The organism is Halosolutus gelatinilyticus (genome assembly GCF_023028105.1).
In the GTDB taxonomy this organism is placed as follows: Archaea; Halobacteriota; Halobacteria; order Halobacteriales; family Natrialbaceae; genus Halosolutus; species Halosolutus gelatinilyticus.
In genome coordinates this window covers 149,889-164,477 of the sequence record NZ_CP095493.1, presented here as the reverse complement: position 1 = coordinate 164,477, position 14,589 = coordinate 149,889, and the positions used below count along the sequence as shown (strand labels likewise).

Sequence of the window (14,589 nt, the reverse complement as noted above, 5' to 3'; positions counted from 1 at the left end):
GTACCCGGCTAGCCGTCCGAGACCGTGACCCAGAAGTACGTATCCTCCGCCGCGTTTTCGTTCGTCGGTTCCGCGGGCGGCTCGCCGTCGTATAAGAGGACGCTTATCCGGACCGTCTCGCCCGCGTTTGCGGTCGGCGTCACGGTCCACTCGCCCCTCCCGGTCGCCCCGTCCGCGACGCTGGCGTCGGCCGTCTCGAGCGCCGTTCGATCGACGACATCGCCGTTCTCGAACCGCTGTTGCTGCACGACGACCGTGTACTCCTCGTCCGTTCCCTCCTGGTTCTCGATCGAGACCGTCATCGGAATCGGCTCGCCGGGGGCGATTTCGTCCGGAAAGTCGCCGGCGACCAGTTCGCCCTCGTCGTTTTCCGTGTACAGCGCCAGTTCGGTGAACCCGCCCGCCGACGCGGGCAGCAGAATCGCGACGAGCAACGCGCTGACGGCCGCGCCGATCGCGATTGCGAGCACGATTCCCGAGAGGGTTACCGTTCCGCCCTCGCTCGAGCGCAGTCGATCGAGGGGGGCGACGGAGAAGCGCTGCGCTTCGGGCGTTCTGAGCCGACGGACGACCCCCACCTGGGCCAGACCCACGGTCCCGAAGGCGAGTCCGGCGGCGACCGACTCGGTCGCGAGCCCCCATTCGGTCACGGCCAGTCCCATCGCGAGCACCGGAACGATCGCGATCGAGAGCGCCAGCGAAAGTGCGAGCCGTTCGGCGAGGTCGATGCCCCGCGGGCGCCGTTCGGCGACCGTCGCGGCCGACGCCCGAGCGGATCGATCGGCGGCCGGGAACAACAGCGAAACCAGCGCGTATCCCGGCAGAAAGAGGATGAGCGGCAGCGCGAGACCGAGTCTGAGCGCGCTTCCCTGGGGGTACGACGTAACGACGAGGTACGCCGCCGCTGCCGCGAGCGACGTCAACGCGAGGTCGAACGGATACCGCCGGAGGAGCCCGACGCCGGTCCGGGTGCTCGTCCCGTGACTCATCGGCTTGCCTCCGGTCGCGGGCGGCCCGCCGATTCGAGTGCCGTCGATACGAAGCCCATAATCGATGTAGCGGAGTACTCCCTGTCGGTTTGTTATGGCGATATTACTCGTCCTGGTGGGGAGATACCACCGAGAGCGGGGCTGTCGGCCTCGAAAACCCGAGTCGAGACTAGCCGGTCCGATCGTGTCTCGAACGTCCGGGGGCGTCGCCGCGGCTCTTCGGTCTTCAACCCCACCGTCCGGTCGCAGCACACACCGATCGCTAGAAATCGACGTACTGTGCCTCCCACTCGCGACGCTCTTCGATCTCCCGTCGACCGGCCTCCGTAATCGCGTAGTAGTTCGTCCGCCTGTCGAGCTGTCCCTTCTCGACCAGCTCCTTGTTGACGAGCGTGTCGAGGTTGGGGTACAGTCGACCGTGATTGATCTCGGAGCTGTAGTACTTCTCGACTTCGTCCTTCACGGACTGTCCCGACGGTCGATCGGCACCTGCGATCACGTACAGCAGGTCCCGCTGGAAGCCGGTCAGATCGTGCATTGCTCAATCACAGTGACCGTTCCACTGAGTAGATATTTGTTATCCGTATCATACAGCGCTGTTAGCCCGGTTTTCAGCGATCGTTCGCGATAGAAAACGATCGTTCCAGAGACTGTCAGCTGAGGCGAACCGTCGCTCGATATCGCCGTACGGACTGCGAGGCGACCGGGAGGCCGCCCCGCAGAGCGTCCGTTGCGTGAGATTTCGGATCGGTCACGCGTCGGTACTCGATACCGAGACCTGTATCCCGTCGGCGCCGATCCGGACCCGGAGCGAATCCACCGTGGCCTCGTACGCCGTCGTGTGCGATCCGTCTTCGTCGAACCGGACGCACTCCGCCAGGAGGTCGCTCTCGAGCAGGTTATTGATTCGCCGATACACCGTCGCGGACGAACTATCGGTCCGTTCGGTCAGTTCCTTTGCCGTCTTCGGACCCTCGCTCGTCGCCACAAGGATCGTTCGGGCGCACTCGTCCCCGAGGACGTCCAGTTGCGCCGCCGGGTCGTCCGTCGTTTCCGATCGCGTATTACTCACGTTCGTTGACATAGTTGTACGTACCCGTCTCCCACGGGCTGGGGTCGTTCGCTCTCTGTACCGAGAGGTGTCGATACCGGACAGATGGACCCACCGTCCACGACTGGCGCGACTGACTCCATTTCTTCCAGCGCTACGATCGGTAAGCCATAGTGGTATTTTATAACGATGTACCTTATCCTCAGAAGGAGCGTCATTCGAACGCGAAACGTCGGGTTTCGAATCGGAAACTATCCCTTTCGTGCGCGTGACCGTCCGGTCAATCCGAAGTTTTCACGCCGAATACGGTCCAATCCGTGTGAATCCACGGCGAGGACGATCTCGGACGGCGCACGGCAAAATCCGGTTCACAGCCGGTGTGCGAGGATCTCGGGCGGAAATACGGAGTTTCCGCGGTCGGCGTTCGTTACTCGGAGTGAACGGTCGGCGTCCTTTATTCGGATCTGCCCCCCTCGATGGACTGATGTCCGGACGAGCGTTGCAGTCGGTTCGCGAGACCGCCATCCGACCCGCGGCGTCCGGCCCCGGAACGCACGGCACGATGTGTCTTCCGGAAAAGCCGCCGTGGGCGCGGTGTTCGCGATCGGGCAGCCGCTCGTCCGGTACCATCCACCCCCACCGCACATATGACCCCCTCACAACAAAACTGGAAGCCGATGGAATCGTCGACGGCGGGCGCTCGCTGTCGTAACTGTGGCAACCACGTCACACAGCAGTTCGCCCGCGTCTTCGGTGATAACGGCGATGTCGTCCACGGCTGTCCGGCGTGTACGACGTATCGAGAGATGCAATCCGGCGGTCACCTCCCCGGTGACTGAGCATCCGTTCGTTTTCCACTCGTCCGGGAGTGAGTTGCGTTCGTCGTTCTGCCGGCGGGAGCAGTCACCCGTCAAACCAGTAATTTAACCGCTATTTATAATACTGAAAATAATACCGCACGTTAAAGTTAGTGGTCAGCGAAGAAGTGACGTACATGGTAATAGGTGGTGGAGTGTCCGATAATCGAAGTTTTTTGCTGATCAATGTCTGTCCAGACGAATCGAACTGAGTCGCTCGCAGAGAGCGAGGTCTTTCACATCCTCGGTAACGACAGACGCCGGGCCATCGTACAGTTGCTCGCCGTCGAGTCGGGGACCGTCGACGTCTCCGACGTCGCTACCGAGATCGCCGCGAGCGAGTCCGACGCCTCTCCCGTCCCGAACAATCTCTACAAGAGCGTCTACGTCTCGTTGCAACAGACGCACCTCCCACAGCTGGAGGAAGACGCGGTCATCGAGTACGACTCCGACGCGAAGACGATCACGCCCGGCCCGAATTTCGACGACGTCCTCACGTACGTCGATGGACACAGTTCCGACCAGTCCTCGATGTTAGAGCTACACCTCGGTCTCTGCGTGCTCGGTCTCGCCGTCGTCGCCCTCTCGGGGCTCGATCTCCCGGCGGTCTCGAGCATCGATCCCGTCCTCTCGAGCGTCTTTGTCCTTCTCACCGTCGCCGCCAGCAGCATCTATCGACTGTTCGGCTGACCGAGAGACAGGTTCGATCGTCGGCTCGGCTCTCGGATCCGTCCCGCAAGCTCCGACACGAATGGCCGCAGCTCGAGCGAACTCTCGCGCGATCCTGTGCGCGTCGTTCCGATTACCGTACGGTAAAAAAGGCTGCTCGATCGGTCGTGAACGGCTACCCGCTCAGCCGAGCAGGCTCTCCGTCGATTCGTTTTCCTCGATGACCGTGGCCCCACTGTCGTTCTCGTCGCCCGTGTCCGCTTCATTCTCGTCGCCCGTGTCCGCTTCATCCTCATCGCCCGTGTCCGCTTCATCGCCCGTGTCTGCTTCGCCTTGGTCTATATTCGTCGCCGTTTCGTCCTCGTCTTCGTCATCTGCGTCGGCTTCGTCCTCGTCTACACCCGTCTCCGTTTCGTTCGTATCGGTGTCCGTTTCGTTCGTATCGGTGTCCGCTTCATCCGTGTCGGTTTCGGCGACATCGTCACCGAGATCGTCACCGTCGGCCACGATCACGATGATCTGCGCCTGCTCGATCGTAACGTCGATCTCTTCGGGAGCACCGTCTTCCTCGACGGCGGGCTCGTCGGTTTCGTTCTCAACGACCTCTTCGGTCTCGTTTTCCTCAACGATCCCTTCGTTTTCTTCGCCGATCGCGTCGGTCTCGTTCTCTTCGGTTATGTTCTCTTCAACGACTTCTTCAGTAACATTCTCTTCGGTAACATTCTCTTCGGTAACATTCTCTTCGGTTACGTTCTCGCCCACCTGTTGTTCGCCGTCGACCGTCACGACGGCGTCGTCGGTCACCGGTTCACCCTCGGGAGTGAGGTAGGGGCCGTCCTCCTGGCCTTGGGTTTCGACGAAGTCGTACGTCTGGTTAGCGTTCGTGTCGAGGTGGGGCATCGCGATGAGCGTCTCGTCCTCGGTCAGCGGCTCGTCGAGCGTCACGGTAACGTTGTCGTGCGTTCCGGGCTCGAGGTACTCGGAGACGCCGATTACGCTCCCGACGGCGTTCCCGACGAGCAGGCTACTGTTGTGGATCGCCACGAAGCCGCCGTCGTCCAGCGTGACCGAGTCGACGACGACGGTTTGACCGTCGGTCGCCTGGTCCTCGAACGTCACCTGTGCCGACTGGTTGTCGTCTTCGGCTACGGCCTCCTCATCGGCCGGTGTCTCGTTGGTCGGGGTCTCGTCGGCCGGGGTCTCGTTGGCCGTTTGGTTCGCGACCGGCTCTCCGGTCTCGACGCCGTCAACGCCGGTATCGTGCTCGTCGGCCGGGGTCTCGTTGGCCGTTTGGTTCGCGACCGGCTCTTCGGTCTCGACGCCGGTGTCGTGCTCATCGCCACTCGTCCCGGAGGTCGCACCGACGGTGACGACCATCGCCCACCCGGTCGTGAGCAGCATCAGCGCTGTGAGTACAGCGAGTAGTTGATTGCGTGCATTCATGGTGTGCCGTAAGGCATCCACGAATCGCGGATTATGACAGATAAACCGGTACTACCATTTCATCGAGAAACTGGATAATACGGCTTCCTGGCGCCTCTCTCAGTGTCTCGTTCGAGACAAGAAAACCACGATTGTCGACAGATGCGACGATCCCTTACTCGTTTTGCGGTTGTTCGGGCGACTTCGATGCCGTCGGTTCGTGGCCCGCCAGACAGACGAGGTTCTCCCGACCGAGGCGGAGTTTCGTCACTTCGTCGTCCTCCTCGAGCTCGGCGAGCAACCGGCTGACCTTCGCCTTCGACCACTCCACGGAGTCGACGATCTCCGACTGTTTCATCCGACCCCCGTTGTCATTGACGAGCTGTTGGACTTTCTCCCGATCGGTCACGAACTCTTCGGTCTCCGCGTTCGACTCCGGCATCGAGGCGAGCGCGTGTCGTTCTTCCAGGCGGTTCCGAAGCGCGAGTATCCCGCCGAGGAGCGCCAGCACGACTATTCCGCCGATCGCAGCGAGGTGCGGTCCCCAGTGAAGCTGTAGAGGAACCGTCAACTGTGCGGGTTCCAAACTCGCGACGGCCGATTCGAACGAGACGGCCGTTTCCGCCGCTCGGACGGCGGCACTCATGGCGATCGACCCGTACTGTTCGGACTCACGGTTCTCCTCTCCTATACCGTCGTGACCGTTCTACAAAGTATTTCTCGTAAGACATGTTCTGTTACTTGGTCGGCTGTATTTCACGTTGTACGAACGTTTCTACCGCCTGATACGCGCGGAGTATGGCGGGATCCCCGACTCAGCCGGACCCTACTGATGTCGGCCGCCTATCGTTCTGTTTTTCGATATGTTTGTCCCTCATCGGATGTCGCGGAGTTGATGGAGCGACCGAATAAACTCGGACGGACGTTCGAAACTATTTGTTCGAGTTGTGCGGGATTTGTGCGATAACTGATTATTTACGTGACCGTCCGCGAAATCTAGGCGAGCTGGGCCTCGTCTCGTGAAATACGCGTATTTTGATCGGATCACGTCGGTGCATCGCGCCCCACACGTGACAGCCAGACGGGGGTACGATCGTGCCGACTCGTCTCCTCGATACCGGGCGCGGACGCCCTGCGGACGACTACTGGGCCGCGTACGCGGACTGTTCGGGCCGGCCTCGCGTTCGATCGCCTCGCCCGAGCACGCTGGAGACCGACGCGCGGCATCCGCCGTTTCCGGCCCGATCGACGGATAGTGACGGGTATCGACGCGGCACCGACGATCGAGACGCTACTCCGACGGCCGGACCGACGCGCCGACTCGCGAGCCGATCCAACAAGTCCGCCGCCCACAGCAGCGCGAGCCCACAGGGACCGACGAGACCCATCAACGACGAACCCGCGACGTTCGTCGGAGCGCGCCGCTCTCGGCGACGGCCGGTACCGACTCGACGCGACGATCGAAACGACTGAACCCGTCGGCACGGACGACGCGATCGTGCCCGTCGATCCGCTCCCCCATTCCGCAGTCGCAGGGCCGTCGATTTACCGTCGGATCGGCCGACGCCCGCGCCGGCTACTCGTGCCGAGCGAGCGACGAAAACGAGACCGATTCTAGACGCCGGGGACGCCGACCGCGTCGAACGCGGTCACCTCGAGGAGCGCCAGCACGTACAGGACGATCAGCACGGACAACCACGCGATGATCGTGATCGCCGCTGCGTCGACCCAGCCGCCGGGATATCGGGCGTTGATCACCGCAAGGTACGCGATGAAGACCAGTAGCGGCCCGAGCAAGGGGATCCATCCGAAGAAGAACCCGACGATCGCCCAGACGATCGCCCCGATAAGGGCGGTAACGATCGCGTAGGTGTAATCCTCCGAGTCGACGACTACTTTTGCGCCCGCGTATATGCCGAACGCGCCGATGAGGAGGCTCACGCCGAAGACGATCAGACTCTCGATCGCACTCATACTGACGAGTTGACCGTTGACGCCGATAGTTATCTCTCACCTACACGAATGCGAACGCGCGTTACTCGTCGTCGGATGGCCCCTATTCGTCCGTTTCGTTCGGCTTCCGGCGCCGAAACCGGCCGATGAGACGCATCGAGTTACGACTGTATCGATCGGTGACGGGATCGACCCGACCGCGTTCCGAGAACTCGATGTCCGCCCCGGACGGGCGACTCAACTGTAGGTTCCGCGGTCGGTGTTCGAATCGGCCGGTTCCGTCCCGGATACGGGCGTCAGCGATCCGCCGTCCGCGAGCGACGCGATTCCGGACTCCAGGCCGACCCGCGGTTCGAACCCGAGGTCTCGGGCCGCCTTCGAGACATCGGCTCCGCTGTGTCTGATGTCGCCCGATCGCGGCTCCCGGTGGACGATCGGCGACGTCGACTCGGTCGCGTCGCGGACGAACTCGGCGAGTTCGAGGATCGACGTTCGGGTTCCGGTCCCGATGTTGTACGCCTCGCCGACGTCGTCGGTGACCGCCGCTCGGAGGTTCGCCCGCACGACGTCCGAAACGTGGACGAAGTCCCGCGTCTGCTCGCCGTCCCCCTCGATCGTGATCGGCTCGTCCGCGCGGGCCTGCTCCAAGAACGTCGAGATGACCCCGCTGTAGGGCCCGCGCTGGCGCGGACCGTAGACGTTGAAGTACCGCAGGGCGACGGTCGGCAGGTTGTACAGCTCCCCGTAGAGCCGGGCGTACTGGTCGAGCGCGAGTTTCTGCACGCCGTACGGCGACGTCGGATCGGTGGCGGCGCTTTCGGGGACCGGCAGTTCCGACGGGTGGCCGTAGATCGCCGCGCTCGAGGCGAGGACCACCCTGGCGTCCTCCTGGCGAGCCTGTTCGAGAACGAGCAAACTCGCGTCGAGGTTCGTCCGGTTGGTCCGCCGCGGCTCGTCGACGCTTTGGGAGACGCTGACGACCGCGGCCTGGTGGAAAATCACGTCGACCCCGCGTGCGGCCTCCTGGAGCGCGATCGGATCGCGGACGTCGCCCTCGATCACCGTCACGTTGTCGGGGAGGTACGTCCGGTCGCCGGTCGAGAAGTCGTCCAAGACGCGGACGTCGTTGTGGGCCTCGAGAGTCTCGACGAGGTGGCTCCCGATGAAGCCGGCGCCGCCCGTCACGAGCACCGTCCGGTCCCGAAGGGTAGTCGAATCCATTATCCGGCATCCACCAGCCCCGTTCTGTTTAGTATCCGACTCGTTCTCGAACGTACTCCCGGCCTAACCTCGCGTAAGGCGTCCGTTCCGCCGATCGATGGCGCGCCGCCGCTGGGCCCAGCGGTCAACAGAAGCTATATGCGCGGTCCTCGGCAATGGATCGCTAATGACCGTCGATCTCGTCGTGCGAAACTGTACCGTCGTGACCCCCGCCGGGCGGACCCCCGACGCGGGCGTCGCCGTCGAGGACGGCACAATCGTCGCCGTCGGGCGGAGCGATCGGCTTCCGGCGGCCGATCGGGTCCTCGACGGGGCGGGGAAGGTGCTGGTTCCGGGGATCGTCGACTGCCACATCCACAACCGCGAACCCGGCCTCGAGTACAAGGAGGACTGGGAGTCGGCCACCCGAGCGGCCGCGGCCGGCGGCGTGACGACCGTCGTCGGGATGCCCAACACCGATCCCGTCATCGATCGGCCCGAACACCTCGAGCTGAAGTTCGAGCGCGGCGAGGCGTCGGCCCACGTCGACTTCCAGAGCTACGCCGTCGTCACGAGCGAGAACCTCGATCTCATCCCGGCGATCGACGAGGCCGGCGCCCTCGGCTACAAGATATTCCTCGGGTCGACGGTAGGTGGCGTGCCCGCGCCGACCGACGGCGAGATCCTGGAGGCGATGGCGCGAATTCGCGAGACCGGAAAGCGGCTGGGCTTCCACGAGGAAAACGGCGAGATCATCGACTACTACACGAACAAGTTCCAGGCGGCGGGGCGAAACGAGCCGATCGACCACTCCCGATCGCGGCCCGTGATCGCCGAACAGGAGGCCGTCGAGCGGATGATCACCTTCGCCGAGGAGACGGGCGCGAAGGTCCACATGTTCCACGTCTCCTCCGGTTCGGCGGCGGACGCGGTCGCCCGCGGGAAGGAACGCGGCGTCGACGTCACCGCCGAGACCTGTCCGCACTACCTCTGGTTCACCGAGGAGGTCATGCGCGAGGTCGGGAATCCGGCGCGGATCCAGCCTCCCATCCGGAACGCCGCAGAACGCGAGAAACTCTGGGACGTCGGGATCGACGGCGGCGCGATCGACTGCGTCGCGACGGATCACGCGCCGCACACGCCGGAGGAGAAGCTGGTCGACGACCCGTTCGGCGATACCTGGGAGGCGATTTCGGGATTCGTCGGCCTCGAGACGGAGGTTCCGGCGATGCTCACGTTCGTCGATCAGGGGCGACTCTCCCTCGAGGAGTGGGTTCGACGGCACTCCACGCGCCCGGCCCAGGTCTGGGGCATGTACCCGCGGAAGGGGTCGCTACAGGTCGGCACCGACGCCGACTTCACGATCGTCGACCCCGACCGCGAGTGGACGCTTGAGGACGCGTCGGAGCTGCACTCGAAGAACTGCGTGACGCCGTTCGTGGGCGAATCGTTCGTCGGAAAAGCGATCGCGACCGTCGTTCGCGGCGAAGTCGTCTTCGAGGACGGCGAGGTCGTCGGCGAGCCCGGGTACGGCACGCGGGTCGACGTCGACTGAGCGCTCCGAGAACAGTTCGTCCGCCGGTCCCGATCGACGGGCCGTTCGCCGTCGGCGTTCGTTCCGATCCCGTTCTGTTGCGTAACCAAACGTTAGTGAGGCCCGGGCAGTAATCGGTGCGTACAGGTATCATGTCCAGTCCTCCACTCGCGATCGACGCCGACGGCCTGACGAAGCGGTTCGGATCCGTCACGGCCGTCGACGGCGTCGATCTCTCCGTCGAACGCGGAACGGTGTACGGCTTTCTCGGTCCGAACGGCGCCGGTAAGACGACCACGATGCGGATGCTGACCACGCTCACTCGGCCCAGCGCCGGGGCCGCGACGATCGCCGGGAATCCGGTGACCGATCGCGACGCCGTCCGCGACTCGATCGGCTACCTCCCCGAATCGCCGCCTGTCTTCGACGAACTGACCGGATTCGAGCAACTGGAGTACTTCGCTCGACTGCGCGACATCCCGCCTGCGGAGGCCGAGCGGCGGATCGACGCCTGGCTCGATCGGTTCGGCCTCGCGGCGGACGCCGGGAAGCGAATCGACGACTATTCGAAGGGAATGCGCCAGAAGGTGGGGCTCGTCCAGGCCCTGCTGCACGAGCCCGAGGTCGTCTTCCTCGACGAACCGACGAGCGGGCTCGACCCGCGGGCCGCTCGAACGGTCGTCGACGCCATCGCGGAGATGGCGGCCAGGGGACGGACGATCTTTCTGTCGACGCACATCCTGTCCGTCGTGGAAGAGCTCGCCGACACGGTCGGCGTCCTCTCCGGCGGTCGGATCGTCGCGGAGGGGCGTCCGGACGACCTAACCGCACAGGTCGAAAGCGACGGCAACTCGACGCTCGAGGACGTGTTCCTCGCGGTCACGACCGATCACGGCGCCAGGCCGGTGGAACGGCCGTGAGCCGGCGATCTCGCGTCGTCGCGATCGCCCGAACGGAGCTCCGGCGCCGGTGGCGAACCGTCCGGAACCAGCCGGTGCAACTGCTCGCACTCGCGATCGCCGGCCTGTTTTTCGTCCCCATCGCGATCGCCGGACTCGTCGGCGCGTTTCTGTTCGGTTCCGCGATCGCCGACGGATCCCTGGGGAGTCCGCTCCGGTGGACGCGGTCCGTGGTCATCTACGCGTGGCTGTTCGCCGCGGCGTTCAGCGGATTTCGCGCGTACAACACGGCGTCACGGCCGGATTGCCTCGACGGATTGCTGACGACGGTGTCCCATCGCGACCTGCTCGGCGGCCTCGTCCTCGCCGAACTCCTCCTGTGGGGACTTCCCGCCGCGGCGTACGCCCTCGCGCTCGCGGCGGCGTTCGCCGTCGGCGGGCAGCTTCCGCTCGCGGCACCGGTCGCCGCACTGGCGCTCGTCGCGCCCTTGGTGACCGGCTTGCTCACGGGATACGGCCTGGTGCTCTGCGTTCGAACCGTCGGCGCGCGATCGCGGCGCCTCGCACGGCTCAGGACCGTCTTCCTCGCCGCGCTCGGACTCGCGTACTTCGGCATCCTCGTCACCCAGAACGTCGCCGCCATCGTCGAACCGCTCGTCTGGTTGCTCGAGCCCACGCCGATCGGCTGGTACGCCGACCTCGCGCTCGTCGGCACGGCGGACGAGGCGTCGATCGGCCGGGCCGCCGCGGCGGTCGTCGCGAGCGCGGCGTTTCTCCTCGCCAGCGGTCCGGTTCTCGCGCGGCTCGCGGCGTCGCTCTGGTACGCCGACGGCGTGGCTCACGATCGCACCGATCGCAACGAGGGGTGGGCGTCGGCGGCGGCCGCGATCGCGACGTCGCGCCTCGCCGCGATCTTCCCTCGATCGGCCGTCGGCGTCGCGACGGTCGACTGGAAGCGGGCGCGGCGAAAGCCGATCGCCCTCTCGTTCGTCATGTATCCGTTTGTGCTACTGGTCGTCCCGACGATGAACGTCGTCCAGTCGGGAACGGTCGGGAGTTCGTTTCCCCTGTGGATCGTCCTCTGTGGCGCCTGGATCTCGGGGACGCTGTTCACGCTCAATGTCGTCGGGAACGAGGGTGCAGCGCTTCCGGTGACGGTTCTCAGCGCCAACGCGGGTCGCGCGCTGGTCGCCGGCCACGCCATCGCGGGGGCGCTGGTAGTCACCCCGATCACCGTCGCCGCGACCGTCGGCTTCGGCCTGATCAGCCCGCACTCCGCGCCGGCGGTCGCGACGCTCTCGGCCAGTGCGGTCGTCCTCACCGTCTGTGCCGGCCCGATCGCGACGGGCGTCGGCGCGGCGGTCCCTCGGTTCGAAGCCGTCAGCGTCTCTCGACGCACGAAGGCGATCGTTCCGAGCGTAACCGCCTTCGCCGTCTACTCCGCGACGATCGCGATCGTCGCCGCGCCGACGCTGGTCGCGCACAGTTCGATCGTCGGCCACGCGATCGCCTCGCTCCTCGGAACCTCTCGGCTGGTCGTCGCGCTGATCGGGGTAGTCGGGACGACGGTGCTGTCCGTCTGCGCGGGCCTCCTCTCCGCTCGCTACGCGATCCGGACCGTCGAAACGTATCGGTTCGAGTGACCGGTCAGTCGAGATCGGCGCCCACCGCGTCCTCGATCGTCGCGAACCCGTCGCGCTCGAGCAACTCGACCAGTCCGCGGTTGATCCGTTTGGCGGTCGAGGGGCCGCCGTAGACGAAGCCGGTGTAGAGCTGGACGAGCGAGGCGCCCGCGCGTATCTTCTCGTAGGCGCGTTCGGCCGAGTCGACGCCGCCGACGCCGACGATCGGCAACTCGCCGTCGGTGTAGTCGGCAACCGCTCGGATCACCGCCGTCGATCGCTCGGCGATCGGTTTGCCGCTGAGCCCGCCCCACTCCTCGCGGCTCTCGGACCGAAGCCCGTCCCGACTCGTCGACGTGTTCGTCGCGATCAGCCCGTCGAGGTCGAACGCCTGCACGATGTCGACCAGCTCGAGGACCGACTCCTCGGGATCGTCGGGGCCGATCTTCACGAGGATCGGCACGTGTTCGTCGTTCTCGGCCTCGAGCGTCTCGAAGATCGCTCGGAGGTGCGCGGGCGAAGCCTCGTCGAACTCGTCGGGTGTGTTCGGACAGGAGACGTTCACCACGACGTAGTCGGCGAACGGCGCGAGCCGATCGAAGACGCGCCGGTAGTCCTCGATCGCTTCCCGCTCGGTTGAGGCGTTCATCTTGCCGACGTTGACCCCCAGCGGAACGTCGGGCGCGCCGTCCCGCTCGAGGCGCTCCTTGACCCGCACCATCCCGTCGCCGTTGAACCCCATTCGGTTGACCATCGCCTCGTCCTCCCGCAGGCGGAACAGTCGCGGGCGATCGTTGCCCGCCTGCGGATAGGGCGTGACGGTCCCGATCTCGACGAAGCCGAATCCGAGCGCTTCGAGGGCGTGAGTCACCTCCGCGTTCTTGTCGAACCCGGCGGCGACCCCCACGGGGTTCGGGAACGTCGTCTCGAACAGGTCAACTTCGAGGGCGGGGTGCTCGAAGCGGTACGCGTACGCCGTCGCCTTGCGCGTCGGCCGCGTCGACTGGACGCCCCGGAGCGTCCGCTTGCCGAGCTCGTGGGCCGTCTCGGCGGGTAGTTTGAACGCGAGCGGGCGAACCCGGGAGTACAGCGTCATCCCTAGGCAGTCGGAACGACGGACAGGTAAACCCCTCGAAGACCCGCTGGGGACCGCGGACGGCCCGAAAACCGGCGTCCCGTCAGACGGCCTCGAGCAGGGCCATGATCGCCCCGCCGCCGCCGACGCTCATCCCGACCAGGCCCCGATCGACGGCGTCGTCGTCTCGGAACTGGTACGCCAGACTGGTCGCGAGCATGCCGCCGGACGCCCCGATCGGGTGGCCGAAGGCGATAGCGCCGCCGGCGGGGTTCATCCGCTCGCGGGAGATACTGAGCCGATCCATCACGTACACCGACTGGGCGGCGAACGCCTCGTTGATCCAGTAGGCGTCGACGTCGTCGACGTCAAGCCCGTTGCGATCGAGTAACTCGGCCACGACGTCGCCGACGGCTTCATTGAACTCGTCGGGGTCGCGGTAGACGACGCGGTAATCGACGACCCGCGCCATCGGCTCGAGGCCCCGATCGGCCGCGGCCTCGGCGTCGGCGAGCAACACGGCACCCGCGCCATCGCTGAGTTTCGAGGCGTTTCCCGGCGTGATGGTTCCGTCGTCGCGAAACGACGTCGGGAGGTCGGCCAGGTCTTCGAGCGTCGACTCCGGCCGCGGTCCCTGGTCCGTATCGACGGTCTCCCGGCCGGTTTCGACCGGAACGATCTCCGCGTCGAACTCGCCGGCCTCGATCGCCTCGGCGGCCCGCCGGTGACTCTCGAGGGCGTACTCGTCCTGGGCCTCCCGGGAGATCCCCTCGCGATCGACCATCCGTTCAGTGATCTCGCCCATGTGGACGTCGAGGTTGACGTCCCACAGCGAGTCCAGCAGCATCGAATCCTTGATCTCGATATCGCCGTAGCGCCGTCCCTTCCGGTAGTCCGGCAGGATCCACGGCGCGTTCGTCATCGACTCGAACCCGCCCGCGATCGCGAGGTCGGCGCGCCCCGCCGCAATCCGATCGACTGCGAGCGCGATCGCGCGCAGCCCCGATCCCGACGCTTCGTTGACGGTGGTCGCGTGGATCTCGTTCGGCAGTTCGGACTCCACGACGACCTGCCGGCCGGGAACCTGTCCGATGCCGGCCTGGATGGCGTTCCCGAGGCTCACCCAGTCGACGTCTCCGCCGTCTACGGCGACTCGATCGAGCAGGCCGTCGAGGGCGATCCGGCCGAGTTCGACCGGCTCGACGTCGGCGAGCGAGCCGAGCAGCGTTCCGTGGGGCGTTCGTGCGCCGTCGACGAGTACGACGTCAGCGTCGAAATCGTGATCGGGCATACCGGTAACCGACGCGGGTGACTGAAA

Annotated in this window: 14 protein-coding genes; 5 read left to right on the top strand and 9 right to left on the bottom strand. The window is 65.4% G+C overall.

The window, feature by feature from the left end; translation table 11 throughout:
• Positions 1-8: 8 nt before the first annotated feature.
• The 3 genes from MUH00_RS22205 to MUH00_RS22195 form a co-directional block, all read right to left on the bottom strand.
• Positions 9-989, bottom strand: a complete 981-nt coding sequence (locus tag MUH00_RS22205; protein WP_247004834.1) for a DUF1616 domain-containing protein — start codon at positions 987-989, stop codon at positions 9-11.
• Positions 990-1,251: 262 nt separating this feature from the next.
• Positions 1,252-1,527: a helix-turn-helix transcriptional regulator gene (locus MUH00_RS22200; protein WP_247004832.1), complete on the bottom strand. Its 276-nt coding sequence runs from the start codon at positions 1,525-1,527 to the stop codon at positions 1,252-1,254.
• 213 nt (positions 1,528-1,740) lie between these two features.
• Positions 1,741-2,073: a winged helix-turn-helix domain-containing protein gene (locus MUH00_RS22195; RefSeq protein WP_247004830.1), complete on the bottom strand. Its 333-nt coding sequence runs from the start codon at positions 2,071-2,073 to the stop codon at positions 1,741-1,743.
• Positions 2,074-2,717: 644 nt separating this feature from the next.
• Here MUH00_RS22195 and MUH00_RS22190 point away from each other — a divergent pair.
• The gene (locus tag MUH00_RS22190) at positions 2,718-2,879 is read left to right on the top strand and encodes a DUF7563 family protein (RefSeq protein ID WP_247004828.1); all 162 of its coding nucleotides are present in this window, start codon (positions 2,718-2,720) and stop codon (positions 2,877-2,879) included.
• Positions 2,880-3,083: 204 nt separating this feature from the next.
• Positions 3,084-3,587: a DUF7344 domain-containing protein gene (locus tag MUH00_RS22185; protein ID WP_247004826.1), complete on the top strand. Its 504-nt coding sequence runs from the start codon at positions 3,084-3,086 to the stop codon at positions 3,585-3,587.
• Positions 3,588-3,749: 162 nt separating this feature from the next.
• Here MUH00_RS22185 and MUH00_RS22180 read toward each other — a convergent pair whose 3' ends face one another.
• The 4 genes from MUH00_RS22180 to MUH00_RS22165 all read right to left on the bottom strand — a co-directional run bounded on the left by MUH00_RS22180 (position 3,750) and on the right by MUH00_RS22165 (position 8,162).
• A complete protein-coding gene (locus MUH00_RS22180) occupies positions 3,750-4,967 on the bottom strand; it encodes a DUF7282 domain-containing protein (RefSeq protein ID WP_247004824.1) in 1,218 nt (405 codons plus the stop codon).
• 196 nt (positions 4,968-5,163) lie between these two features.
• Entirely contained in the window at positions 5,164-5,634 is a 471-nt protein-coding gene (locus MUH00_RS22175) for a helix-turn-helix transcriptional regulator (RefSeq protein WP_247004823.1), read from the bottom strand.
• A 968-nt stretch (positions 5,635-6,602) separates the two neighbouring features.
• Positions 6,603-6,962 (bottom strand): hypothetical protein, encoded by a 360-nt coding sequence (locus MUH00_RS22170; protein ID WP_247004822.1) that lies wholly within the window; start codon positions 6,960-6,962, stop codon positions 6,603-6,605.
• A gap of 216 nt (positions 6,963-7,178) precedes the next feature.
• Positions 7,179-8,162 (bottom strand): NAD-dependent epimerase/dehydratase family protein, encoded by a 984-nt coding sequence (locus MUH00_RS22165; RefSeq protein WP_247004821.1) that lies wholly within the window; start codon positions 8,160-8,162, stop codon positions 7,179-7,181.
• 166 nt (positions 8,163-8,328) lie between these two features.
• Between MUH00_RS22165 and allB the strand changes: the two genes are divergently transcribed.
• From allB to MUH00_RS22150, 3 genes are all read left to right on the top strand, one after another.
• Entirely contained in the window at positions 8,329-9,696 is a 1,368-nt protein-coding gene (gene allB, locus MUH00_RS22160; RefSeq protein ID WP_247004820.1) for an allantoinase AllB, read from the top strand.
• Between the two features lie 131 nt (positions 9,697-9,827).
• Positions 9,828-10,595 carry an ABC transporter ATP-binding protein gene (locus tag MUH00_RS22155; protein WP_247004819.1) on the top strand — a complete coding sequence of 256 codons (768 nt, stop codon included), beginning with the start codon at positions 9,828-9,830 and terminating at the stop codon, positions 10,593-10,595.
• A complete protein-coding gene (locus tag MUH00_RS22150; RefSeq protein WP_247004818.1) occupies positions 10,592-12,217 on the top strand; it encodes a hypothetical protein in 1,626 nt (541 codons plus the stop codon). Before MUH00_RS22155 ends, MUH00_RS22150 begins: the two co-directional genes overlap by 4 nt.
• A 4-nt stretch (positions 12,218-12,221) precedes the next feature.
• On the opposite strand, the gene MUH00_RS22145 is transcribed toward MUH00_RS22150, so the two are convergent.
• Complete coding sequence (locus MUH00_RS22145) at positions 12,222-13,292, bottom strand: quinone-dependent dihydroorotate dehydrogenase (RefSeq protein ID WP_247004817.1); 1,071 nt, start codon at positions 13,290-13,292, stop codon at positions 12,222-12,224.
• Positions 13,293-13,374: 82 nt separating this feature from the next.
• Positions 13,375-14,562, bottom strand: coding sequence for a thiolase family protein (locus tag MUH00_RS22140; RefSeq protein WP_247004815.1), 1,188 nt, complete (start codon positions 14,560-14,562; stop codon positions 13,375-13,377).
• Between the last annotated feature and the right edge of the window lie 27 nt (positions 14,563-14,589).

Excerpts from the sequence above, each read along its gene's own strand:
- MUH00_RS22170 (WP_247004822.1), bottom strand. The coding sequence starts at position 6,962 with ATGAGTGCGATCGAGAGTCTGATCGTCTTCGGCGTGAGCCTCCTCATC.
- MUH00_RS22140 (WP_247004815.1), bottom strand. The coding sequence starts at position 14,562 with ATGCCCGATCACGATTTCGACGCTGACGTCGTACTCGTCGACGGCGCA.
- MUH00_RS22145 (WP_247004817.1), bottom strand. The coding sequence starts at position 13,292 with ATGACGCTGTACTCCCGGGTTCGCCCGCTCGCGTTCAAACTACCCGCC.
- MUH00_RS22195 (WP_247004830.1), bottom strand. The coding sequence starts at position 2,073 with ATGTCAACGAACGTGAGTAATACGCGATCGGAAACGACGGACGACCCG.
- allB (WP_247004820.1), top strand. The coding sequence starts at position 8,329 with ATGACCGTCGATCTCGTCGTGCGAAACTGTACCGTCGTGACCCCCGCC.
- MUH00_RS22165 (WP_247004821.1), bottom strand. The coding sequence starts at position 8,162 with ATGGATTCGACTACCCTTCGGGACCGGACGGTGCTCGTGACGGGCGGC.
- MUH00_RS22190 (WP_247004828.1), top strand. The coding sequence starts at position 2,718 with ATGGAATCGTCGACGGCGGGCGCTCGCTGTCGTAACTGTGGCAACCAC.
- MUH00_RS22185 (WP_247004826.1), top strand. The coding sequence starts at position 3,084 with ATGTCTGTCCAGACGAATCGAACTGAGTCGCTCGCAGAGAGCGAGGTC.
- MUH00_RS22200 (WP_247004832.1), bottom strand. The coding sequence starts at position 1,527 with ATGCACGATCTGACCGGCTTCCAGCGGGACCTGCTGTACGTGATCGCA.
- MUH00_RS22180 (WP_247004824.1), bottom strand. The coding sequence starts at position 4,967 with ATGCTGCTCACGACCGGGTGGGCGATGGTCGTCACCGTCGGTGCGACC.
- MUH00_RS22205 (WP_247004834.1), bottom strand. The coding sequence starts at position 989 with ATGAGTCACGGGACGAGCACCCGGACCGGCGTCGGGCTCCTCCGGCGG.
- MUH00_RS22155 (WP_247004819.1), top strand. The coding sequence starts at position 9,828 with ATGTCCAGTCCTCCACTCGCGATCGACGCCGACGGCCTGACGAAGCGG.
- MUH00_RS22175 (WP_247004823.1), bottom strand. The coding sequence starts at position 5,634 with ATGAGTGCCGCCGTCCGAGCGGCGGAAACGGCCGTCTCGTTCGAATCG.